The 21511-nt window shown below is 39.1% G+C and carries 23 protein-coding genes; 22 read left to right on the plus strand and 1 reads right to left on the minus strand.

Going from position 1 to position 21511, the window contains the following annotated elements:
• Nucleotides 1-8 precede the first annotated feature (8 nt).
• The 11 genes from BSO02S_RS00920 to ypjB all read left to right on the plus strand — a co-directional run bounded on the left by BSO02S_RS00920 (nt 9) and on the right by ypjB (nt 9552).
• Nucleotides 9-1112: a prephenate dehydrogenase gene (locus BSO02S_RS00920; RefSeq protein WP_066060984.1), complete on the plus strand. Its 1104-nt coding sequence runs from the start codon at nt 9-11 to the stop codon at nt 1110-1112.
• Nucleotides 1113-1140: 28 nt separating this feature from the next.
• Nucleotides 1141-2427, plus strand: a complete 1287-nt coding sequence (aroA, locus tag BSO02S_RS00925; protein ID WP_066060987.1) for a 3-phosphoshikimate 1-carboxyvinyltransferase — start codon at nt 1141-1143, stop codon at nt 2425-2427.
• A gap of 111 nt (nt 2428-2538) precedes the next feature.
• Nucleotides 2539-3438, plus strand: a complete 900-nt coding sequence (locus BSO02S_RS00930; RefSeq protein WP_066060990.1) for a hypothetical protein — start codon at nt 2539-2541, stop codon at nt 3436-3438.
• A gap of 27 nt (nt 3439-3465) precedes the next feature.
• Nucleotides 3466-4731: a tetratricopeptide repeat protein gene (locus BSO02S_RS00935; protein ID WP_066060993.1), complete on the plus strand. Its 1266-nt coding sequence runs from the start codon at nt 3466-3468 to the stop codon at nt 4729-4731.
• Between the two features lie 32 nt (nt 4732-4763).
• A complete protein-coding gene (locus BSO02S_RS00940; RefSeq protein ID WP_066060995.1) occupies nt 4764-5330 on the plus strand; it encodes a ReoY family proteolytic degradation factor in 567 nt (188 codons plus the stop codon).
• Nucleotides 5331-5343: 13 nt separating this feature from the next.
• Complete coding sequence (locus tag BSO02S_RS00945) at nt 5344-5865, plus strand: YpiF family protein (RefSeq protein ID WP_342351985.1); 522 nt, start codon at nt 5344-5346, stop codon at nt 5863-5865.
• 141 nt (nt 5866-6006) lie between these two features.
• Entirely contained in the window at nt 6007-6516 is a 510-nt protein-coding gene (locus BSO02S_RS00950) for a QcrA and Rieske domain-containing protein (protein ID WP_066060998.1), read from the plus strand.
• Between the two features lie 3 nt (nt 6517-6519).
• Nucleotides 6520-7194, plus strand: coding sequence for a menaquinol-cytochrome c reductase cytochrome b subunit (gene qcrB / locus BSO02S_RS00955; protein ID WP_066061001.1), 675 nt, complete (start codon nt 6520-6522; stop codon nt 7192-7194).
• Between the two features lie 64 nt (nt 7195-7258).
• Nucleotides 7259-8032, plus strand: a complete 774-nt coding sequence (locus BSO02S_RS00960; protein WP_066061004.1) for a menaquinol-cytochrome c reductase cytochrome b/c subunit — start codon at nt 7259-7261, stop codon at nt 8030-8032.
• 70 nt (nt 8033-8102) lie between these two features.
• Entirely contained in the window at nt 8103-8696 is a 594-nt protein-coding gene (gene lhaT / locus BSO02S_RS00965) for a lipoprotein heptaprenylglyceryl N-acetyltransferase LhaT (protein WP_066061007.1), read from the plus strand.
• A gap of 76 nt (nt 8697-8772) precedes the next feature.
• Nucleotides 8773-9552, plus strand: a complete 780-nt coding sequence (gene ypjB, locus BSO02S_RS00970) for a sporulation protein YpjB (protein WP_235846827.1) — start codon at nt 8773-8775, stop codon at nt 9550-9552.
• Between the two features lie 33 nt (nt 9553-9585).
• On the opposite strand, the gene BSO02S_RS00975 is transcribed toward ypjB, so the two are convergent.
• The gene (locus BSO02S_RS00975; RefSeq protein WP_066061010.1) at nt 9586-10458 is read right to left on the minus strand and encodes a YitT family protein; all 873 of its coding nucleotides are present in this window, start codon (nt 10456-10458) and stop codon (nt 9586-9588) included.
• A gap of 195 nt (nt 10459-10653) precedes the next feature.
• Between BSO02S_RS00975 and BSO02S_RS00980 the strand changes: the two genes are divergently transcribed.
• The 11 genes from BSO02S_RS00980 to dinG all read left to right on the plus strand — a co-directional run bounded on the left by BSO02S_RS00980 (nt 10654) and on the right by dinG (nt 21463).
• Nucleotides 10654-10998, plus strand: coding sequence for a nucleotide pyrophosphohydrolase (locus BSO02S_RS00980; RefSeq protein ID WP_066061013.1), 345 nt, complete (start codon nt 10654-10656; stop codon nt 10996-10998).
• Nucleotides 10999-11003: 5 nt separating this feature from the next.
• A complete protein-coding gene (dapB, locus tag BSO02S_RS00985) occupies nt 11004-11807 on the plus strand; it encodes a 4-hydroxy-tetrahydrodipicolinate reductase (RefSeq protein WP_066061170.1) in 804 nt (267 codons plus the stop codon).
• Nucleotides 11808-11817: 10 nt separating this feature from the next.
• On the plus strand, nt 11818-12237 hold the full coding sequence (mgsA, locus tag BSO02S_RS00990) for a methylglyoxal synthase (protein WP_066061016.1): 420 nt from the start codon (nt 11818-11820) through the stop codon (nt 12235-12237).
• Nucleotides 12227-12937: a bacillithiol biosynthesis deacetylase BshB1 gene (gene bshB1 / locus BSO02S_RS00995; RefSeq protein WP_066061019.1), complete on the plus strand. Its 711-nt coding sequence runs from the start codon at nt 12227-12229 to the stop codon at nt 12935-12937. Before mgsA ends, bshB1 begins: the two co-directional genes overlap by 11 nt.
• A gap of 2 nt (nt 12938-12939) precedes the next feature.
• Nucleotides 12940-14067: an N-acetyl-alpha-D-glucosaminyl L-malate synthase BshA gene (bshA, locus tag BSO02S_RS01000; RefSeq protein WP_066061022.1), complete on the plus strand. Its 1128-nt coding sequence runs from the start codon at nt 12940-12942 to the stop codon at nt 14065-14067.
• A gap of 10 nt (nt 14068-14077) precedes the next feature.
• On the plus strand, nt 14078-15277 hold the full coding sequence (locus BSO02S_RS01005) for a CCA tRNA nucleotidyltransferase (protein WP_066061025.1): 1200 nt from the start codon (nt 14078-14080) through the stop codon (nt 15275-15277).
• Nucleotides 15262-16239: a biotin--[acetyl-CoA-carboxylase] ligase gene (locus BSO02S_RS01010; RefSeq protein WP_066061028.1), complete on the plus strand. Its 978-nt coding sequence runs from the start codon at nt 15262-15264 to the stop codon at nt 16237-16239. The genes BSO02S_RS01005 and BSO02S_RS01010 overlap by 16 nt, the downstream gene beginning before the upstream one ends.
• A 241-nt stretch (nt 16240-16480) precedes the next feature.
• Nucleotides 16481-17317, plus strand: coding sequence for a 3-methyl-2-oxobutanoate hydroxymethyltransferase (gene panB / locus BSO02S_RS01015; RefSeq protein ID WP_066061031.1), 837 nt, complete (start codon nt 16481-16483; stop codon nt 17315-17317).
• Nucleotides 17314-18162 carry a pantoate--beta-alanine ligase gene (gene panC, locus BSO02S_RS01020; protein ID WP_066061034.1) on the plus strand — a complete coding sequence of 283 codons (849 nt, stop codon included), beginning with the start codon at nt 17314-17316 and terminating at the stop codon, nt 18160-18162. The genes panB and panC overlap by 4 nt, the downstream gene beginning before the upstream one ends.
• Nucleotides 18163-18190: 28 nt before the next feature.
• Nucleotides 18191-18574 carry an aspartate 1-decarboxylase gene (panD, locus tag BSO02S_RS01025; protein WP_066061039.1) on the plus strand — a complete coding sequence of 128 codons (384 nt, stop codon included), beginning with the start codon at nt 18191-18193 and terminating at the stop codon, nt 18572-18574.
• Between the two features lie 84 nt (nt 18575-18658).
• Nucleotides 18659-21463 (plus strand): ATP-dependent DNA helicase DinG, encoded by a 2805-nt coding sequence (gene dinG, locus BSO02S_RS01030; protein ID WP_066061045.1) that lies wholly within the window; start codon nt 18659-18661, stop codon nt 21461-21463.
• The last annotated feature ends 48 nt before the right edge of the window (nt 21464-21511 follow it).

Below are 21511 nucleotides of genomic sequence, written 5' to 3' on the forward strand. Positions count from 1 at the left end.
AATTTTCATTGAAAGGCCGTGTTTTTGTTATTGGCTTAGGATTGATTGGTGGTTCCTTAGCATTATGTATCAAAAAGGAACATAACGAAGCAGTCATTGTCGGATTTGATATTAATAGCGAACAAGCCAGGCTTGCAAAAATGCTTGGTGTCATTGGTGAAATTGCAGAAAACATTCAGGACGGTGCCATCGATGCGGATTTAATCATTATTGCCGCACCTGTAAATGATACGAAGGAGATTATCCAGCTCTTATCAAACCTTCCACTAAAGCCCGAAGTAATTGTGACAGATACCGGGAGCACAAAGGAAAAAATTGTCGGATGTGCTGTTAGTTTAAAGGATCGTGAAATTACCTTTATTGGCGGCCACCCAATGGCTGGTTCCCATAAAAGTGGTGTTTCCGCTGCAAAAGAAATATTATTTGAAAATGCCTTTTATCTGTTAACACCCGAAAAACATATAGAAAATACGAAGGTAGAAATATTAAAAGAATGGTTAATTGGTACAAATGCCAAGTTTTTAACGATTACGCCGGAAAATCATGACTATCTAACGGGAATTGTCAGTCATTTTCCACATATCATTGCTGCATCGATTGTCCGTCAAACTGAAAAACTAGCAGAAACAGAAAATTTAATCCCGCGCCTGGCAGCAGGAGGGTTTAGGGATATCACTCGGATTGCTTCAAGTAGTCCGGAAATGTGGAAAGATATTTTGCTTCACAATCGGGAAATATTGATTGAACTCCTCAATCGGTGGCAGAAAGAGATGAACGGGGTCAAAACACTACTCGAAAACGAAAATAGTAGTGCAATTTTCGATTATTTTAAACAAGCTAAGCAATTCCGCGATGGTTTGCCCCAGAAAGAAAAAGGTGCAATCCCAGCTTTTTATGATTTGTTTGTTGATGTTCCAGATTACCCAGGTGTCATTTCTGAAATAACAGGCTACTTAGCAAAAGAAAAGATCAGCATCACCAATATTCGCATCTTAGAAACGCGAGAAGATATAAATGGAGTTTTGGTTATCAGTTTTCAAACGGAAGAGGATCGACAAAGGGCAGAACGCTGCATTGATATTTATTCCAGCTATGCCACATCTATAGGTTAACTAAAATGATATAAAAAGGTGATTTTTTATGACGTCATTAAATCTTAAAACAAACATCAATCGGTTAGTTGGTGAGATAACAATTCCTGGTGATAAATCCATTTCGCACAGGTCTGTCATGTTTGGATCAATCGCCCATGGTGAAACAAGGGTAACCAATTTCCTACCTGGTGACGATTGTTTAAGCACGATTTCATGCTTTCGAAAACTTGGAGTAACGATTGAAGAAAGTGACAACGAACTACGTATCACCGGAAAGGGTTTTGAAGGATTAACCGAACCAGAAGAGGTTTTAGACGTTGGCAATTCTGGAACAACCATCCGCTTAATCATGGGAATATTGGCAGGTAGACCATTTTTCTCATCCCTAATAGGGGATGAATCAATTGGAAAAAGGCCAATGACAAGGGTTACGGTCCCTTTAAAAAAAATGGGTGCGAAAATGGACGGTCGCAAAGACGGGGCCTTTACACCTATTTCCATTCGTGGCGGGCGATTAGAACCGATACACTACGAGCTTCCGGTTGCAAGTGCACAGGTAAAGTCAGCATTAATTCTAGCGGGGCTGCAGGCAGAAGGAAAAAGTACCATCATTGAACAGGCTGAAACCAGAGATCATACTGAAAGAATGATTCTCAGGTTTGGCGGTAAAATCCACAAGGAAAACCAAGTAATTACGGTGGAAGGTGGACAAAGGCTGAAAGCTTCAACGATTCATGTTCCTGGGGATATATCGTCTGCGGCCTTTTTCCTAGTTGCTGGTGCGAGTATTCCTGACAGTGAAATTGTTCTAAAAAATGTCGGGCTTAACCCCACCAGAACAGGGATTATCGAGGTAATGGAGAAGATGGGAGCGAACTTAAAGGTTGTTCAACCGGACGGCAACTCGTTCGAGCCGTCTGGTGATCTAATTATTAAGACATCTAGTCTCAAAGGTACCATCATCGAAGGCGAGTTAATTCCAAAATTAATTGATGAAATCCCGATTATTGCCCTTTTAGCTACCCAGGCTGAAGGAACAACCATCATTAAAGATGCCGAAGAATTAAAGGTAAAGGAAACAAACCGAATCGATACCGTTGTCCAAGAACTAAGAAAATTAGGGGCTTCGATTGATGCAACAGACGATGGAATGATAATCCACGGAAAATCCAATCTTACTGGTGGAACTGTTTCGAGCCATGGCGACCATCGGATTGGGATGATGCTGGCAATAGCCGCCCTTCTGTGTACGGATGATGTAAAATTGGAGAATGCAGAAGCAATTTCTGTTTCTTACCCAAATTTCTTTACCCATCTAAATAGCCTTATTTAAGAAAATGCTGCGTTTATGCAGCTTTTTCTTTTTTTGATTCCAGCAGAATGGCATAGTTTTGGAGAATTTTGCATAGCTTGTCTTAAAGAAAGAGAAATGGGTGGTTGAATGATGTATATCATTGAAAATGCCAATATCCTAAAAGACAAGCAAATGATGTCCACATGTTCGCTGTTAATAAAGAATGACCGAATAACAAAGATTCATACTCATTTCAATCATTACAGTTTGATAAAGATGAATATTGGTCCATATATTATGACCCCCACGTATGTCCTTTTTAATGGTAATATCCCTCATGAAGGATCCTTTCAAGTATTGAAAAAATATTTGATTGAACAATTTTTGCTGAAGGGGTGTACCACCCTGTTTACCTATGTTAAAGTTTCCTACGAAAATGAATTATCTGCAAAAATCAATGAGATGAAAACGACCTTAATAAGCAGTCCCATTGACTTTATCATTGGGGTAAGAATCCCAGTACGTTTGATAACACCATCATTTATTAGAAAATGTAAGAGAGAAAAAGTTCCGGCTATTTTTGTTGAGCTTGAAGACCTTGATGAATTGGAGGGTATCCCTTGGGGTTGGGTTAGAGATGCACTGTTTCCCTTCAACTGTCCGTTTATCCCAATAATTACTTCCTCCCAAAAGAAGGAAGCCAAGAAGGTTTTGTCGAAATGGAAAGGTATCATACAAAATGGAAAAATTCCTGCAGTTTACGAGGAAATCGAAGAAAATCAACCCTTATCCGTAACCCTGCTAAACAAAATCGGTTTATACCCGCAAAAAGCTAGTTTAATGGGTGGTTCCGAATTAAGTTATAATCTATATTTAAACGCAAGGGAAATCAAGAATGTTGATGAAGTGAAGTTATTTCTTTATCATGGTGATAGACTTGTAGTTACCGTCCACAAGGGGAAGGTGATTCGGTCTGGGGCAGAGGTTTTATTTAAACCTGGAAATGGAGAATATGTTAAGGTGCGAACACCATCTTATTTTTCTCTGTAAATCTAGGAGAACGCGGGGGTCTTGTCAATGGATAGAGTAAATAGAATTATTAATATGTTAGAAAACGGCCAACATAATGAGGCCTTAAATGAATATAATGTTGTATTAAAAAGCGGAATGCCTGATGAAAAATTTCTGCTTGGTGAAGAATTGTACCAGTTTGGATTTCTTGATGAGGCAAAGACGATTATTGAAAACCTGTTAGAAATTTACCCGGAAGAAGGGGAACTACTCGTCCTGCTGGGTGAAATATTGGTAGAGGCAGGTGAAGAGGAGGAAGCAATTCTCGTCCTAGAAAAAATTTCGGAACAGGATGCAAATTATGGACAATCCTTACTGTTATTAGCTGACCTTTATCAAGTCCAAGGTCTGTATGAAGTATGTGAACGAAAGCTGCTGAGGGCGAAGGAGATCCTGCCTGATGAGGTTATTATTGATTTTGCTTTAGGTGAACTCTATAGTGAGCAAGGTGAAGTTGCCTTAGCTATGAGTGCCTATGAAAAGATTTTAAAGGAAGAAAATGAAATTGCCGGTGTGAATATAAACGGGCGGATTGCCGATCTTTTAAGTGTATCGGGATTGTTTGAAGATGCACTGGTTTATTATGATAAAGCAATCGATGAAAAGTTAGAAATTAACACATTATTCGGCTATGCCTTTACAGCGCTTCAGGCAGGATATAATCGAACTGCGATTGAAAGATTCATTGAATTAAGAGAGCTTGACCCAGAATATCATTCACTTTATTTACATCTGGCAAAAGCTTATGAACGGGAAGAGGAGCTTGAAAATAGCTTAGACGTCATTCAAGATGGTATAAAACAAGATGAATTTAATAAAGATTTATTTTTCTTTGGCGGGAAAATAGCTATTAAGCTGGGAAAAGGGGCAGATGGTGAAAAGTACTTCCGGGAAGCACTTGCCCTAGACCCAGGATTTACAGAGGCCGCGCTTACATTAAATAAACTCTTTTTTCATCAGGAAAGATACGAGGATGTTATTGAGTTAATTGCTCATCTTGACATTACGGAAGATGAAGAGCCGCAATTTTTATGGGATGCCGCCCTCAGCTTTCAAAGGCTTGATAAATTTTCTTACGCATTAGACAAATATGAAAGTGCATATACTTTTTTTAAGAATAATAAAACATTTTTACTGGATTACGGATATTTTCTAATTGAAGAAGGAAAAACCGACCTTGCTGCCGAAATTTTTAAACAACTGCTTTTAGAAGATCCAACAAATGAAGAGTATTTGGATTTACTTGATCGTCTTACCGATTTAAAAGATTAAAATAGCAGAATATGCAGAGGAGGGAAACTTACATGGCAACCCCTGTTTCTGTCAACGAGAAGAAGGACTTTATTCGTTGGTTTTTAAATCATTATCAATTAAAGAGAAGAGAATGTGTTTGGATTCTCAACTATTTAATGAGCCACGATCAACTTATGGAAAAGGTTCATTTTGTTGAGCAGGCACAGTATTGTCCGCGAGGTCTGATTATGTCTACACATTGTGTGGATAAAGTACCATTTCGCTTTTATAAAGAAAATGTGATGACGACTGATGCCGAAAAGTCCTTTCACGATATTCGCTTAAATCGTGATGAGGATATTTTTATTCAATTAAACTTTCATGCCGCCAATCAGGCACACCAGTATGCTGCTGTTCTTGAAGAAAATCCATTCGTTCCTAAACACCTGCAGATGAATGAAAAGGATGGAATTATTGCGGAACAGTTGCTGCAAAATAGTCTCGAACGCTTTCAACGTGAAAAGTTACTTCAATTAATTGACGAGGCCCTTGATAAGCAAGATCGAAAAGCTTTTCAGGATTTATCAGAAAAATTAAGTAAAATATCGATGGTTGAACAAAAGGGAAGTTTGCGATAAGCAGGCTTCCTTTTTGTTAGGAGATAATGATATTATATTAGTAGTGAATCCTAAAGGTTGGTGCAAAAAAGTGAAATGGATACCTGAAGATGTTGATACTTATTTGAATGCGAAGGAATATGTGGATACTGCGGTTGTCCCGTTATATTCGGTTTCAGTTGGGGGTGAGATGAAACAATCGGCTGCAGAAGCTGAATTCATTACGCTTTTAACGGGTCTTTTAGAAAGGCAGTTTACAGGAAGATTATTATTATTTCCCCCATTTACATATCTAAAAGATGAAAAAAGTGAAAGAGTTTTGAGTGATTTGCAAAAATGGGAGGATAATATTTCTAAGGGCGAATTTAAACATATATTTTACATAACTTCTGATATCGATTGGCGCATGCGGGAAGATCAGCTAAGCGGTTCATTAATTTGGCTGCCCTCGCTTCCTCTTGAGCAGATGAGCGATTCCCAAAAGGTGGAAATGATTAATAGTCAAGCAAAACAAATTTTAATACTCTTTACGCAAATATGGCATAAAAGTGAGTAAAACTTTTCATATTATATGTTTTTAAAATAGTATGATATTGACCTTGCTTGAAGATTGATATATCATTGTTATGTCCTAGTTTTATATGTGTTTAATAATTGTCCGCTGGACTTAACTTCGTGAATAGAGGGGGGGATAAGCATGAGTAAAGAGCGCGTTTCAAGACGTCAATTCTTAAGCTACACATTAACAGGTGTAGGCGGCTTCATGGCAGCCGGAATGTTAATGCCAATGGTACGATTTGCTGTAGATCCAGTTTTAAAGGCTGAGGAAGCAGGGGATTTTATTGCAACCAAGCAAAAGGTTTCTGATTTAACTGACGAGCCAGTTCGAGTTGACTTTACCTTTAAGCAAAAGGATGCCTGGTACGAGTCTGAAGTAACTAGTACTGCATGGGTCTATCGTGATGATAAGACAGATAAAATTGTAGCCCTATCGCCTGTTTGTAAGCATTTAGGCTGTACTGTTAACTGGAATACGGACAAGGAACATCCGGGTCAATTCTTCTGTCCATGTCACTATGGCCGCTACGAGAAAAATGGCCAAAACATTAAAGGGACACCACCATTGGCACCACTTGATGTATATCCATACAAGGAAAAAGACGGTTATCTTTATTTAGGTAAAGCTGAACCACGGAAGGGGGCGTAATCATTGTTAAACAAAATTTACGATTGGGTAGATGAACGTTTAGATATTACGCCTTTGTGGCGCGATATCGCAGACCATGAAGTTCCCGAGCATGTTAACCCAGCGCATCATTTTTCTGCGTTTGTATATTGCTTTGGCGGTCTGACATTCTTTATTACAGTCATTCAAATTCTTTCCGGTATGTTTTTAACAATGTACTATGTGCCGGATATCAAAAATGCATGGGAGTCTGTTTATTATCTTCAGAATGAAGTTGCTTATGGACAAATCGTGCGAGGAATGCATCACTGGGGTGCAAGTTTAGTACTAGTAATGTTGTTTTTACATACATTACGCGTCTTTTTCCAAGGTGCCTATAAAAAGCCTCGTGAACTTAACTGGATTGTCGGAGTACTTATTTTCTTCGTCATGCTCGGCTTAGGTTTTACAGGATATCTATTACCTTGGGACATGAAAGCGTTATTCGCAACAAAAGTAGGTCTGCAAATTGCCGAGGCAACACCATTCATTGGTTCTTATGTAAAGGTTTTACTGGCAGGCCATGAACATATTGTTGGTGCTCAAACATTAACCCGTTTCTTTGCAATCCACGTATTCTTCCTGCCTGGGGCATTACTTGGATTAATGGGAGCGCATTTCATTATGATTCGTAAACAAGGTATTTCCGGACCGCTTTAAAAACTTTTTTAGGAAAGTCGTTAGTTTTTTCTAAATACTACGGAAAAAGGAGGGGGATTGCTCGATGCATCGCGGTAAAGGTATGAAATTCGTAGGTGATTCACGTGTTTTGGCACCTTCTGTACGAAAAAAAATGATTTCGAAAGATTACTCAGAATACCCTGGTAAAACAGAGGCGTTCTGGCCTAACTTCCTTTTGAAAGAATGGATGATAGGAGCCGTGTTTCTTGTCGGCTTTTTATGTTTAACGGTTGCACATCCGGCTCCGCTTGAAAGGATAGCGGATCCGACTGATACAGGTTACATCCCATTACCTGACTGGTACTTCTTGTTCTTGTATCAATTACTGAAATATTCATATGCATCTGGTCCATATACGGTTGTCGGTGCAATGATTATGCCAGGACTTGCTTTTGGCGGATTATTACTAGCACCATTCCTTGATCGAGGAACGGAACGCCGCGCCATGAAGCGTCCGCTTGCAACTGCATTTATGTTGTTAGCAATAGCTTCGATTGTATTTTTAACTTGGCAATCAGTTTCGACACACGACTGGGCACAGGCGGAACGGCAAGGTAAAATTGTCGCAAAAGTTGATATCGATAAAGCTAGTGCTGGCTATAAAGTAGCTAGTGCAAATACATGTATTACCTGTCATGGTGATAACCTTTCAGGCGGTCCTGGTGCACCAGCACTAATTGGGACAGGCTTATCTGCGGATGAGGTAGCAAAGATTGCTAAAGAGGGTAAAGGTGGTAAAATGCCACCGGGAATCTTTAAAGGTACCGATGAAGAGCTTAAAACGCTTTCTGAATTTATCGCAGGACTTGGTAAATAAGTTAATTAGTAAAAAAGCTGACGGGGAATCGTCAGCTTTTTTAATCCTGTAAATGAAAAGGGGTGTATTTATGGGTTGGATTTATCCTCTCTTAGCCAATCGGTCAATTCTTAAACTTTTACTTATTGTCAATATTGCTGGAACTGCTTACGGATATTACTGGTACGGTTGGCAGTTAAAGGAGACACCGGCGATTTTTCTCCTTTTTGTTCCTGACAGCCCAACGGCAAGTTTATTTTTTGTTTTTGTCCTTATCGCCTTTTTACTTGGAAAAAACTGGCCTTTTTTAGAAGCCCTCGCGGTTGTAACTCTTTTTAAATATGGGATTTGGGCAGTTGTGATGAATATCCTCGTCTATTTTGTAAAAGGAGAGCTAGATTGGATCGGCTACATGTTGATTTTTTCCCATTTTGCGATGGCGGTCCAAGGTCTATTATATACTCCCTTTTATCGCTTTAAATGGTGGCACCTGATTGTTACCGCCATTTGGACGCTACACAATGATGTCATTGATTATGTCTTTTTCATGATGCCAAGTTACCATATGCTTGACCAATATACACCACAAATTGGCTACTTTACCTTCTGGCTTTCTATTCTTTCAATCGGTCTTGCCTATTATTTTTCCCTTAGGCCTAACCGTTATAAACTTGAAATTAAATAATTTCTATCAATTAAAGATGGTCTAACCTTGTCCAACCCTTCATACATTTTATTAGTAATGAAAGGGGGGACAAGGATTGAAAATTAAATGGATATTTTTATTTGCAATGATCATAATGCTAACTCCCATAACTGTAATGGCCGAACAACAATCGCCAATGGAGAAGCTCGATAATATCTCTGATGAAGCACTCCAAATGGTGAAGTTTCAAAGATATGAAGATGCCAAGAAATTGCTAGATTATTTTTCAGACCAGTTTACAAGCATTACTGGTAAAGAGCGGCCTTTTACAATGGATGAGGTTAGAATTGTTCATACCTCCCATGATGAAGCAATGGAAGCGGCGGTTAGTTCCAACATGAAATATGAGGAAAGAATAAATAAACTAACGAAATTCCGTCTTGTTATTGATGCAATCGCGACAAGCCATCAACCCTTATGGATAGAGATGGAAGAAAAAGTTATGACGGCTTTTCACCAGGCAAAAGATGCAGCAATTAAGGGAGATACGGCCCATTTTTATACAAACTTTAATACCTTTTTATCCTTGTATAATGTTATTTATCCAAGTATGAAAATTGATGTGCCAATAGAAAATATTCAAAAACTAGATGCACGAATTGATTTTATTAACGAATATCGTTCCCAAGTTGTCAGTAATTCAAAAAGCCAACAAGAGCTTGAAGCCCTTGATATCGATTTGAAAAATCTTTTTGCCAATATGGAAGAGGATGAAGCAGACCCAAGTATTTGGTGGGTGATTATTTCGACAGGAAGCATTATTATCATGACCTTATCATATGTAGGCTGGCGAAAGTACCAAGGCGATAAGAATATGAAAAAAGACCGGTCGTAAGGTAAAAAGCAATGTCCAACAGGACATTGCTTTTTAGTCGCCGAGCGGCATTTTATTTTCATCTAAGGTGAAGCCTTCACCATGGACGTCATGAACAACGGAAATGGACACGAAGGCATGCGGGTCAACAGAGGTAATTACATTTTTTAATCGAATGATTTCATTCTTAGCAACTACACAATATAAGACGTCACGCTCACTTTTGGTATAGGATCCATATCCTTTAAGGGCTGTGACCCCACGGTCCATTTCTGCCATGATTTTTTTAGCAATTTGATCGTTCTTTTCGGAAATTATCATTGCCCCCCGTGCCGAGTATGCACCTTCCTGCATGAAATCAATCACCCTTGCTCCAACAAAAACAGCAACAAGCGTATACATTGCTTGTTTATAATTTAGATATGTAACCAATGAAAGGGCGATAACACCTGCATCAAATAAGAACATTGTTTTTCCCATGCCCCAGCCAATATACTTTTGGACAAGCCTTGCAATTATATCGACCCCGCCTGTTGTCCCGCCGAAACGGAAAATGATTCCTAAACCAATCCCGGTAAAAACTCCGGCAAACAAGGCAGCTAATGTTAAATCGTGTTGAAGCGGCATTTCAATGGTATTGCGCTGAAATATCCAGAGAAAAATCGAAACTCCTACTGTACCGATGATGGTATATAAAAAAGCATTTCGTCCTAGCAACTTCCACCCAATAAAAAAAAGAGGAATATTCAGAAGTAAGTTTGTATAAGAAGGATCCCATTTCCACAAAAAGTAAAATATTAATGTGATGCCTGTGAATCCACCTTCAGCCAACTTATTCTGCATATTAAAATTGACAAGTCCGAACGACATAATGGCTGCCCCTAGCAGAATAAACATGATGTTCTTTACTTTAAGTCCAAAAATCATAAACATTCCTCCTCTCCCATATTTTTCTCTCCTATGGCGGTTTTATTATAGCGAATTAATATTGCTAGGGCAATGAGAAGTGGAAAAGAGCCTAATTTAAATGAAAACATTTGTAAAACAGTCTTAATTTAGCTAACATGAAAATGGAATAAATATATGTACATTATCATTAGTCATATCAAAGAGGTGAAATACATGACCAACGGGAAAACGATGATAGATCTTCAACAAGAAGTAGATACTTACATCAGTCAATTTAAAGAGGGATATTTCAGTCCTCTTGCGATGCTTGCAAGATTAACGGAAGAACTTGGCGAATTTGCAAGGGAAGTAAATCATTATTATGGGGAGAAACCGAAGAAAACGAGTGAAACTGAAAAAGCAATTGAGGAAGAGCTTGGTGACCTTTTATTTGTCCTAATTTGTTTTGCTAATTCTTTAAATATCAGCCTTGAGGATGCACATGATTATGTTATGAATAAATTTAAGACAAGAGATAAAAATCGGTGGACAAGAATTTACGAGGAGAATAGGGAGTGACAAATATGAATTCAATTAAAATTATCATCGCCGGTCCCCGTGGCCGTATGGGCAGTGAAGCGGTGAAGCTTGTAACTAATATAAATCATTTTGAACTAATGGCTGTGGTTGACCATAAACATGAAGGAATGATGCTTAGTGATTTAGACGGCTTTCATTCAATACATAATGTGCCGATTTATACCGATTTTGAAAAATGTCTGCAGGATGTTGAGGCAGATGTCTTAATTGACCTCACAACACCGGAAGTGGGCATGCACCATGCCAAAACAGCACTAGCATACAATGTCCGCCCTGTTGTTGGAACAACTGGCTTTACCATGGCTGACTTGGAGGAATTAAAGGAAATTTGTGATGAGAAAGAGCTGGGTTGTATTATCGCTCCTAATTTTGCGATTGGTGCCGTGTTAATGATGAAATTCTCACAAATGGCCGCAAAATATTTTAACGATGTCGAAATTATTGAAATGCATCATGACCAAAAGCTTGATGCTCCGTCAGGAACTGCAGTTAAAACGGCTGAGATGATTACAGCTGTCAGGGAGTCAAAAATCCAGGGACACCCAAATGAAAAGGAAGTGTTACAAGGCGCAAGGGGTGCGAAGTACGAGGGGATGCATATTCATTCGGTCCGTTTGCCAGGACTTGTCGCGCACCAACAGGTTTTATTTGGTGCTGATGGTCAGACTTTAACGATTAGGCATGATTCCTTCCACCGCGGTTCCTTTATGTCAGGGGTGAAAGTGGCTGTCGAAACAGTTATGAAACAAAATATCTTTGTGTACGGACTTGAAAATATTTTAGAATAGGAGCTTATATATGAATATTGCTTTAATAGCTCATGATAAAAAGAAAGATGAATTGGTACAGTTTGCAACCGCCTATCAAACAATCTTTGCAAAGCATACCTTATTCGCAACAGGAACAACGGGACTAAGAATAAGCGAAGCTACTGGTTTAAGTATTACCCGTTTTCAGTCTGGACCGCTTGGCGGTGATCAACAAATCGGGGCGATGATTGCCAAAAATAACATGGATGCGGTATTCTTTTTCCGCGACCCATTATCTTCACAACCGCATGAACCGGATGTGACTGCCCTAGTTAGACTTTGTGATGTGTACTCAATCCCGCTCGCTACAAATATGGGGACAGCGGAGTTATTAATAAGAGGGTTAGAACTGGGCCTGATTGAATGGAGAAATATTGTTAAAGATAATGGTGAAAACAATGGGAAATAGCCATCTCCAGGTCCTTGCATTTGGGGCGCATGCTGACGATGTTGAGATTGGCATGGCAGGAACGATTGCAAAATTAACTTCTGAAGGGAAAAGAGTAGGAATTTGTGATTTAACCGATGCTGACCTTTCTTCAAATGGAAATGTTACCCTTAGAAAAGAGGAGGCAAGCCATGCAGCTAAAGTTCTTGACGTATCATTACGAACTTCACTTGCTTTCCCCGATCGAGGCTTGTTTCTAAACGGAGAATACATAAGAGCAATAGCCCAAGTGATTAGAACTCATAAGCCTCAAATTGTGTTCGCACCCTATTATGAGGATCGGCATCCTGACCATGGGAATTGTGCCAGCCTTGTGGAGGAGGCAGTATTTTCTGCTGGAATCAGAAAATATCAAACGGACGGTAATGAATCGCCACACAAGGTCGAAAGAGTTTATTTTTATATGATAAATGGTTTTCATAAACCGGATTTTACAATTGACATCTCACAATTTTTTGATAAGAAGCTTGCTGCATTAAGGGCCTATAAAAGCCAATTTGAACAAACTGACCAAACCTTCGCTACGCCGCTTGTAAATGGGTATATAGAAACAGTAGAGGCAAGGGAAAGAATGTTTGGTAAGCTTGTTGGAGTTACATATGCTGAAGGCTTCAAAACGAAAGTGCCAGTCCTTTTGAAGCGTGATTTGATAGGAGAATAACGATGCGGAAACTTAAAATAGGGATCACCTGTTATCCGACAGTTGGCGGCTCAGGTGTAGTAGCAACGGAGTTGGGGAAAATGCTGGCCGAAAAGGGGCATGAGATTCATTTTATTTCATCCAGCATTCCCTTTAGGTTAAATAAAATGTATCACAATATTTATTATCATCAGGTTGAGGTGAATCAATATTCTGTCTTTCAGTACCCACCTTACGATATTGCCTTAGCGAGTAAAATGGCGGAAGTAGCCAATCGGGAGAAATTGGATTTGCTCCATGTCCATTACGCGATTCCACATGCCGTATGCGCTATTTTGGCAAAGCAAATGTCACAAAGGGATATTAAAATTGTCACAACCTTACATGGGACAGATATAACCGTTTTAGGTTATGATCCATCCTTAACTGATGCGATAAAATTTGGAATTGAAAAATCTGATGTGGTGACGGCCGTTTCTAATGCCCTGGTTAATCAAACATATGAGCTTATTAATCCCAATAAGCAAATTGAAACGGTTTATAATTTTATTGATGAACGTGTCTATCAAAAAACGGATGCAAGTTCATTAAAGGCGGAATATGAGATAAAAGAAGATGAAAAGGTAATTATTCACGTCTCCAACTTCCGACCGGTTAAACGAGTACAGGATATAGTAAAAACATTCGCGAAAATTTCGGCCACCATGCCGGCGAAATTACTGTTGGTTGGTGATGGCCCGGAAATTTCGATTGTTTGTAAACTAGTAAGGGAGTTTGCTTTAGAGGATCAAGTCCTTTTCCTTGGAAAACAAGAGAACCTTGAGGAGTTATATTCCATTAGTGATTTAATGCTGTTATTGTCCGAAAAGGAAAGCTTCGGCCTTGTTGCCTTAGAGGCAATGGCCTGCGGTGTCCCATGTATAGGGACAAATGTTGGCGGTATACCAGAGGTAATTAATCATGGGAAAACGGGATTTATTTGTGAGGTAGGAGATATCGATGATATTTCAATGAAAGCTAATTCCCTCTTAAATGATAAAAACCTGCATCGGCAATTTTCTCAAAGGTCAATCGAAACAGTAAAAACAAAATTCAAGGCAGCTCAAATTGTCGAGCAGTATGAACAATTATATTTTAAGCTGCTGAATTAAGGTGAAAGATATGATAGAACCATTTTTATCGGCAATACCTGTATTAAAAAGGCTAGAGGATGCCGGCTATGAGGCCTATTTTGTCGGCGGTTCAGTCAGAGATTTTCTGTTAAAACGGGAGATTGATGATGTGGATATTGCTTCCGCAGCAACACCTGCTGAAGTAAAAGGAATTTTTTCGAAAACGGTTGATATTGGCATTGAACATGGAACGGTACTTGTCCTCGTAAATAATGAATCATATGAAATTACCACCTTCCGAACAGAATCAGAATATCTAGATTATAGAAGACCTAAAGAGGTTGCCTTTATTCGCAGTTTAAAAGAGGATCTACAGCGCAGAGATTTTACCATGAACGCGATTGCGATGGACCGGAATGGAAAACTAATCGATCCATTTGATGGATATTCGGCGATAAAGGAAAAGAAAATTCAAACAGTCGGCAGAGCGAGTGATCGGTTCCAGGAAGATGCTTTAAGAATGATGCGGGCTGTTCGATTTGTCAGCCAGCTTTCTTTCCAGATCGAAGAGGAGACGGTTAAAGCCTTATTGAAGCTGGTTCCATTGTTAGAAAATATTGCTGTTGAAAGAAAAAGAGCGGAGTTTGAAAAACTTTTAGTTGGCAAAAATCTGAGGAATGCACTTGAAATAATCCTTGAAACAAATCTCTATTCATTTTTACCAGGACTAAATCAGCAGAAAAAGCCGTTAGAAGAAATGCTCAAGTTTAACTGCGAAGGTCTTAATAAAAATGATATGTGGACATTACTAATTTACTGTTTAGATATAACAGAAAAAGCCATCGAGGTATTTCTAAGAGATTGGCGCCTCCCACTTAAAGAAATAAGAGAGATTCAACAGGTTTTTATTTTATTAAAAAAAAGACTACAACAGGAATGGACCCTTTACGACTTATTCTCCGCAGGTCGTGACAAGATCATTTCCACCGAAAAGCTGTACCTTGCCCTCACAGGAATAAAGGAAACCGATTCGGTTGATTACTGGATACATTTATATGAGACACTGCCAATAAAACAACGTTCCGAAATGAATGTTACAGGAACTGACTTGATGGATTGGTTCAATAAAAGAGGCGGGCCGTGGCTTAAAGAGGCCTTAATGAAGATTGAACAGAAAATAGTAGAAGGTAAAGCAGTAAACGATAAACAAAAGATTAAGGAGATGCTGATGGAGTGCAATCTGAAATAAGAAAAGAATTGCTCGATGCTTTCACAACTGCCGGCGAATCCTTTTTATCTGGCCAGTATCTGGCTGAATTTATTGGATGCTCAAGGACAGCGGTCTGGAAGCATATAGAGGAATTAAGGAAAGAGGGCTTTGAACTAGAAGCCGTTCGGAATAAAGGGTATCGTATTGTGAAAACACCGGAAAAAATAACGGCAGATGAAATTAGACTTGGGTTAACAACGAAATTCATCGGCAGAAATATTCATTATGAAGAGAGTGTGGAATCAACCCAAAAGATTGCTCACCGTCTGGCTTCTGAGAATGCACTGGAAGGAACCGTTATCATCGCCGAAGAGCAGCTGTCTGGCAGGGGCAGAATGGACCGTAAATGGCATTCTCCAAAATATACAGGTATTTGGATGAGTCTCATTCTTAGGCCCAACATACCGCTTCCAAAAGCGCCACAGTTGACGCTGCTAGCGGCTGTTGCAATTGTACAGGCGATTGAAGAGATGACAGACCTTATCCCCGAAATTAAATGGCCTAACGATATATTGATAAACGGAAAAAAAGTAACAGGAATTTTAACAGAATTACAGGCCGAAGCAGACCGAATTCATTCGATTATTATCGGCATTGGCATAAATGTTAATCAGCAGAAAGAAGATTTTCCATTAGAGCTTCAAGAAACTGCTAGTTCTCTTTTCATCGAGAATGGGGATCCTATTCCTAGAAGCTACCTAATCAAGAATATTTTCAAGCAATTTGAAAAGTTATATTTACTCTATTTAGATCAAGGCTTTTTTCCAATAAAACTACTATGGGAGGGCTATTGTATTAGTATCGGAAAGCACATAAGAGCAAGAACGGTAACAAATACGATCGAAGGAAAAGCACTGGGAATAACAGATGATGGTGTGTTAAAACTAGAAGATAAAACAGGTGTTATTCACTATGTTTATTCTGCCGATATTGAGTTATAAAAGCTTGAACTTTTTGTGTAATTTGCTATAATACATTCCAATGGGCAGTATCTGTAAAGAACTGCACCTGCAACGCCTAAAAATAAAAAAATGGTTTCTGCCTAGATCCGTAACACGGACCGGGACAGAGGGATGGAATATGCAAAAGAGTAACTTTAGATCCTCTGCCTACAGTAGGGTCTTTTTATTTGCTCTTCTGATTCGTTTTATCCCCTCTCCCATATTTAAGGAGGGAAAAATGATGAAGCAAACAACAGACTTTTTGAAAATGAAGGAAAGTAATGAAAAGATTGTCATGTTAACCGCCTACGATTATCCGTCTGCAAAACAAGCAGAACAAGGCGGAGTTGACGTCATATTAGTCGGCGACTCTTTGGGAATGGTTGTCCTTGGTTATGATTCGACGATACCTGTGACGATGGAAGACATGATCCATCATACAAAGGCGGTTAAACGTGGTGCAAAAGATACGTTTATTGTAGCTGATATGCCTTTCTTAACCTACCATTTATCGATTAGAGATACGTTAATCAATGCAGGCAGACTTCTTCAGGAAGCAGGAGCGCATGCGGTTAAACTTGAAGGAGCGGAGGAAGTAATTGAGAAGATAACTGCTCTTACAAGAGCAGGCATCCCGGTCTGCGGGCATTTGGGCTTAACACCACAATCTGCTTTTGTACTCGGCGGCTATAAAGTGCAAGGGAAAGATGCACAAGCTGCCAAAAAGTTGATTGAAGATGCGAAAAAGATTGAGGAAGCGGGTGCGTTCTCCATTGTCCTAGAATGTGTCCCAAAACAGCTGGCAGAGGAAGTTTCTAAATCCATTTCCATTCCTGTGATTGGAATTGGAGCAGGGATTGATGTGGACGGGCAAGTTCTTGTCTACCATGATATTTTAGGCTATGGTGTCGACCGGGTTCCTAAGTTTGTGAAACAATATCATTCAGTCAATCCATTTATGATTGAATCAATTCAGGCCTATGCTGCTGATGTTAAAAACCACCAATTTCCTGAAGAAAAACATTCCTTTACCATGAAGGAGCAGGAACTCAAAGTACTGTATGGAGGTAAGGAATGAAGGTCATTACAAGCATTAAAGAAATGCAGTCAGAATTAAGCAAACAAAAGAGTCTGGGTAAAGAGATTGGTTATGTGCCGACAATGGGGTTTCTCCATGAGGGTCATTTAACCCTTTTAAATAAGGCAAGACAGGAAAATGAGATTGTCGTTTTAAGTATTTTCGTTAACCCCTTGCAGTTTGGTCCAACGGAGGATTTTTCCACCTATCCCCGTGATTTTGAGCGGGATCGGGCTTTAGCAGAAGCTGAAAGGATTGATTACCTTTTTTACCCATCAGTAGAGGAAATGTACCCAAACGATTCCTCAGTAAAAGTGGTTGTTCAAGATCGAACAGATGTATTATGCGGCGCATCACGCCCGGGTCATTTTAACGGGGTCGCAACCGTGATTACAAAATTTTTTAATATCATGATGCCAACTAGGGCTTATTTTGGGAAAAAGGATGCCCAGCAGGTGGCTGTTATTGCGGGCTTAATTGCTGATTTTCATTTTCCAATCGAACTTATCGCAGTAGATATTGTTCGTGAGAAGGACGGGCTCGCAAAGAGCTCCAGAAATATCAATCTTTTGCCAGAAGAGAGACAGCAGGCAACGATATTATATAAAAGCCTTCAAATAGCAAAAAAAGCAATCGATGAAGGTGAGCGAAATCCGTTAGGTCTAATTAACATGATTAGTGAAATGATCACTAGTGAATCAAATGGTCAAATTGATTATGTCGAAATTTTTTCCTATCCACAGTTAAAGCAATTGGAAAAATTAGAGGGTACCATTATCATTGCACTCGCAGTAAAATTTACTAAGGTTCGACTAATAGATAATTTAATCATGCATATAGAGTAGAATAAGCAGCAACAGGGGAGGAATACTTTTGTTTCGCACCATGATGAATGGAAAAATCCATCGCGCAACCGTTACTGAAGCAAATTTAAACTATGTAGGCAGTATAACAATAGATGAAGATATTTTAGATGCAGTTGGAATGGTCGCAAATGAAAAGGTCCAAATTGTTAACAATAACAATGGTGCCCGTTTGGAGACCTATATTATTCCTGGTGTAAGGGGCAGTGGAGTTATTTGTTTAAATGGGGCGGCCGCCCGTCTAGTTCAACCTGGAGATATTGTCATTATTATTTCCTACGCACTTGTACCAGAGGAAAAAGTACCAGGGCATCAGCCTAAAGTGGCCATTATGGATGAAAATAATCATATTAAAGAACTGATTCATGCTGAACCAGCCCTCACCATTATGTAATCCCCGCTTCCCGGGGATTTTTCTTTTTCTTTTTGAAAAAATATGATACCGTTTTAAAGAATGAAGGTTTGGGGTGTTAAGGAAATGTTAAATAAATACGTTGTAATCGATTTAGAAACTACCGGGAACATTCCCAAAAAAGGTGATAAGATTATTCAATTTGCCGCCGTGGTTATTGAAAACGGAAAAATTACAGAGGAATTTTCTTCATTAATTAATCCAAAAAGGTCTATACCTGCCTTTATTGAAGAATTAACAGGTTTAACTGATGAAATGGTGAAAAATGCCCCGTTATTTTCTGAAATAGCAGAAAAGGTAATGACTTTGTTAGATGGAGCCTATTTTGTGGCTCATAATGTTTTATTTGATTTGTCTTTTCTTCAGGAAGAACTACTCCAATCAGGTGTAGAAGGTTTTTTTGGCCCCGTTCTTGATACGGTGGAGATGGCTAGAATTCTTTATCCAACCGCCGATGGATATAAGCTATCTGAATTAGCTGAGCAAGAAAACCTGAATCATGATCGTCCGCACCAAGCAGATAGTGATGCACTAGTTACTGCTGAACTTTTCCAGATTTTTTTAAAACGGTTGTCTTCATTACCGTTGCTAACACTTAAACAGCTTTCACAACTGTCGGGTGGATTGAAAAGTGATCTCCAGCAACTACTTGATGAAATACTTGTGGAAAATGGGGATACTATCGAGAAATTGCCAAATACAATTGAGATTTTTAGGAATCTTGCTTTAAGAAGGCATCAGAAGGAATCAAAAGCGGATGAAGGAAAAAAAGAATATCCATATCCTACAAGTGAAGAAGAAAAAATCAAGCTGGTGAAACAAGCCTTTACAGTGTTCGAGAAAAGGACAGGGCAATTCACGATGATGGACACCGTTTATCAATCCTTTCAGAGTGATAGTCATACATTGATCGAGGCAGGAACTGGTGTCGGGAAATCGCTTGGTTATCTTCTCCCGATTGCCTACTTTTCAAAACAAAAGGGACTTCCAGTGGTCGTTAGTACGCATACCATTCAATTACAAGAGCAAATTTTGAAAAAGGAAATCCCACTTTTGGCTCGAATTCTGCCCTTTAAGCTCAACACTGTGCTGCTAAAAGGCAGAAACCATTATATTAGTTTAGAAAAATTCAGCCAGACCCTTACAGATGAAAATGATAACTACGATACGGGTTTAACGAAAATGCAAATTCTTGTTTGGCTGACCATAACAGAAACTGGTGACCGGGATGAGTTGAACCTTTCAAGCGGTGGCTATATTTTCTGGAATAAAATAAAGAATGAGCCAGCCATTTTTGCACGAAGTCAAGAATGGCTGGAGCGTGACTTTTATCTGAAATCAAAAAGAGATGCAGAGGCTGCAGATATTATTATTACCAATCATTCATTATTGCTGAGCGATCTTGCAGGGGAAGGCTCGATTTTACCTGAATTTGCTTACGTCATTATTGATGAGGGCCATCATTTTGAAAAAGTGGCCAGTACGTTTTTCGGCCATTCCTTAGATTATTTATCAACACGGTTGTTATTAAGTCAATTTGGTCTTTATGAACAGAGACAACTTTTCTATCAAATGGAGAATATAATCGCCTCCATTCCTGCTCAAAAGGAAAAGTTAATTCCTACCTCTGCATTAAATCAAATGGCTGCTGATCTAACCTATGAAATGGATGAATTCTTTAAGTTAATCGCCCTTTTTGCTAGAACGATAATAGCAAACCAAAAAGGCTTTAATAAAGCAAAGGTTCGCTTTTCCCATCAAGAGAGGGGAAAAGAAAAAACTGCTCTTGTTCACAGTGCAGAAAGGTTTGCCTTTTTACTAAAGGATTTGCATACGGCCATCACGGAACGACTTCATTGGATAAAAGCCAAGAAGGCAATTACTCTTTCCAATGTACAAAAAGGTCTTTTGGAGGAAATACTTTCCTTCGTAAATGAACTTGAGGAACTTAGGGACACGGTAAATAATTGCTTTATTAAAGAATCGAATTTTGTGAAATGGATTGAAATGGATATTCGTGCACCTCAGAATGTGACAACGTTTATTGCACAGCCGGCTTCTGTCGCAGCGGCTCTTAAAAATAAGTTTTTTCAGGTGAAAAAAGGGGTTGTCGTTACGTCTGCAACCTTAACGGTGAACCAATCCTTTGACTATATCATCAAAGAATTAGGCCTTGAACCGGTATCAACAATAAAGCTAAGCATACCATCACCATTTGACTATCGACAACAGGTACAGCTTCTTATACCGGAAGATTTACCGGAAATCAATACGGTTTCCATCGATGAATATGTGGTGGCGATCACCGAGCACATAATATCGATTGCTGAAGCGACAAATGGACGAATGCTAATTCTCTTTACTGCTCATGAGATGCTAAAAAAAACCTATGAACTGATAAAAGAAAGTGGTTTTTTAAATGATTTTGCCCTGATTGCCCAAGGAATTACGAGCGGTAGTCGAACAAGGCTGACAAGGAATTTTCAACGGTATGAAAAAGCCATATTATTTGGAACAAGCAGCTTCTGGGAAGGGGTGGACATACCTGGGGAGGACCTATCCTGCCTTGTCATCGTCAGACTTCCATTTAGTCCTCCGGATGAACCGTTAACAGAGGCGAAATGTAAATTGATTGAAAGTCTAGGAGGAAATGCCTTTTCGGAATATTCTCTCCCCGAAGCAATCCTTAGATTTAAACAAGGCTTTGGCCGTTTAATTCGGACCGAAAATGACAGAGGGATCATGGTTGTATTTGATAAAAGGATTATCACAGCAAAGTATGGGAAGGCCTTTTTGAAATCGATTCCTTCCGTTCCGGTTAAAAAAGGTAACATTGATGAACTAATTGGGATTATTCACTCCTGGTTATGATAAATTTTGGTAAATTACACATCCTATAGATATTATAGGAGGTGTGAA

This window comes from Neobacillus soli NBRC 102451 (assembly GCF_001591665.1).
In the GTDB taxonomy this organism is placed as follows: domain Bacteria; phylum Bacillota; class Bacilli; order Bacillales; family Cytobacillaceae; genus Neobacillus; species Neobacillus soli.

Bases quoted from the DNA above. Each gene is read 5' to 3' on its own strand.
- BSO02S_RS00975 (WP_066061010.1), bottom strand. From the start codon at position 10,458: ATGATTTTTGGACTTAAAGTAAAGAACATCATGTTTATTCTGCTAGGG.
- mgsA (WP_066061016.1), top strand. From the start codon at position 11,818: ATGAATATTGCTTTAATAGCTCATGATAAAAAGAAAGATGAATTGGTA.
- BSO02S_RS00980 (WP_066061013.1), top strand. From the start codon at position 10,654: ATGACCAACGGGAAAACGATGATAGATCTTCAACAAGAAGTAGATACT.
- BSO02S_RS00935 (WP_066060993.1), top strand. From the start codon at position 3,466: ATGGATAGAGTAAATAGAATTATTAATATGTTAGAAAACGGCCAACAT.
- dinG (WP_066061045.1), top strand. From the start codon at position 18,659: ATGTTAAATAAATACGTTGTAATCGATTTAGAAACTACCGGGAACATT.
- bshA (WP_066061022.1), top strand. From the start codon at position 12,940: ATGCGGAAACTTAAAATAGGGATCACCTGTTATCCGACAGTTGGCGGC.
- lhaT (WP_066061007.1), top strand. From the start codon at position 8,103: ATGGGTTGGATTTATCCTCTCTTAGCCAATCGGTCAATTCTTAAACTT.
- panC (WP_066061034.1), top strand. From the start codon at position 17,314: ATGAAGGTCATTACAAGCATTAAAGAAATGCAGTCAGAATTAAGCAAA.
- bshB1 (WP_066061019.1), top strand. From the start codon at position 12,227: ATGGGAAATAGCCATCTCCAGGTCCTTGCATTTGGGGCGCATGCTGAC.
- BSO02S_RS00930 (WP_066060990.1), top strand. From the start codon at position 2,539: ATGTATATCATTGAAAATGCCAATATCCTAAAAGACAAGCAAATGATG.
- dapB (WP_066061170.1), top strand. From the start codon at position 11,004: ATGAATTCAATTAAAATTATCATCGCCGGTCCCCGTGGCCGTATGGGC.
- BSO02S_RS01005 (WP_066061025.1), top strand. From the start codon at position 14,078: ATGATAGAACCATTTTTATCGGCAATACCTGTATTAAAAAGGCTAGAG.
- BSO02S_RS00950 (WP_066060998.1), top strand. From the start codon at position 6,007: ATGAGTAAAGAGCGCGTTTCAAGACGTCAATTCTTAAGCTACACATTA.
- panB (WP_066061031.1), top strand. From the start codon at position 16,481: ATGAAGCAAACAACAGACTTTTTGAAAATGAAGGAAAGTAATGAAAAG.
- BSO02S_RS00960 (WP_066061004.1), top strand. From the start codon at position 7,259: ATGCATCGCGGTAAAGGTATGAAATTCGTAGGTGATTCACGTGTTTTG.
- aroA (WP_066060987.1), top strand. From the start codon at position 1,141: ATGACGTCATTAAATCTTAAAACAAACATCAATCGGTTAGTTGGTGAG.
- BSO02S_RS00940 (WP_066060995.1), top strand. From the start codon at position 4,764: ATGGCAACCCCTGTTTCTGTCAACGAGAAGAAGGACTTTATTCGTTGG.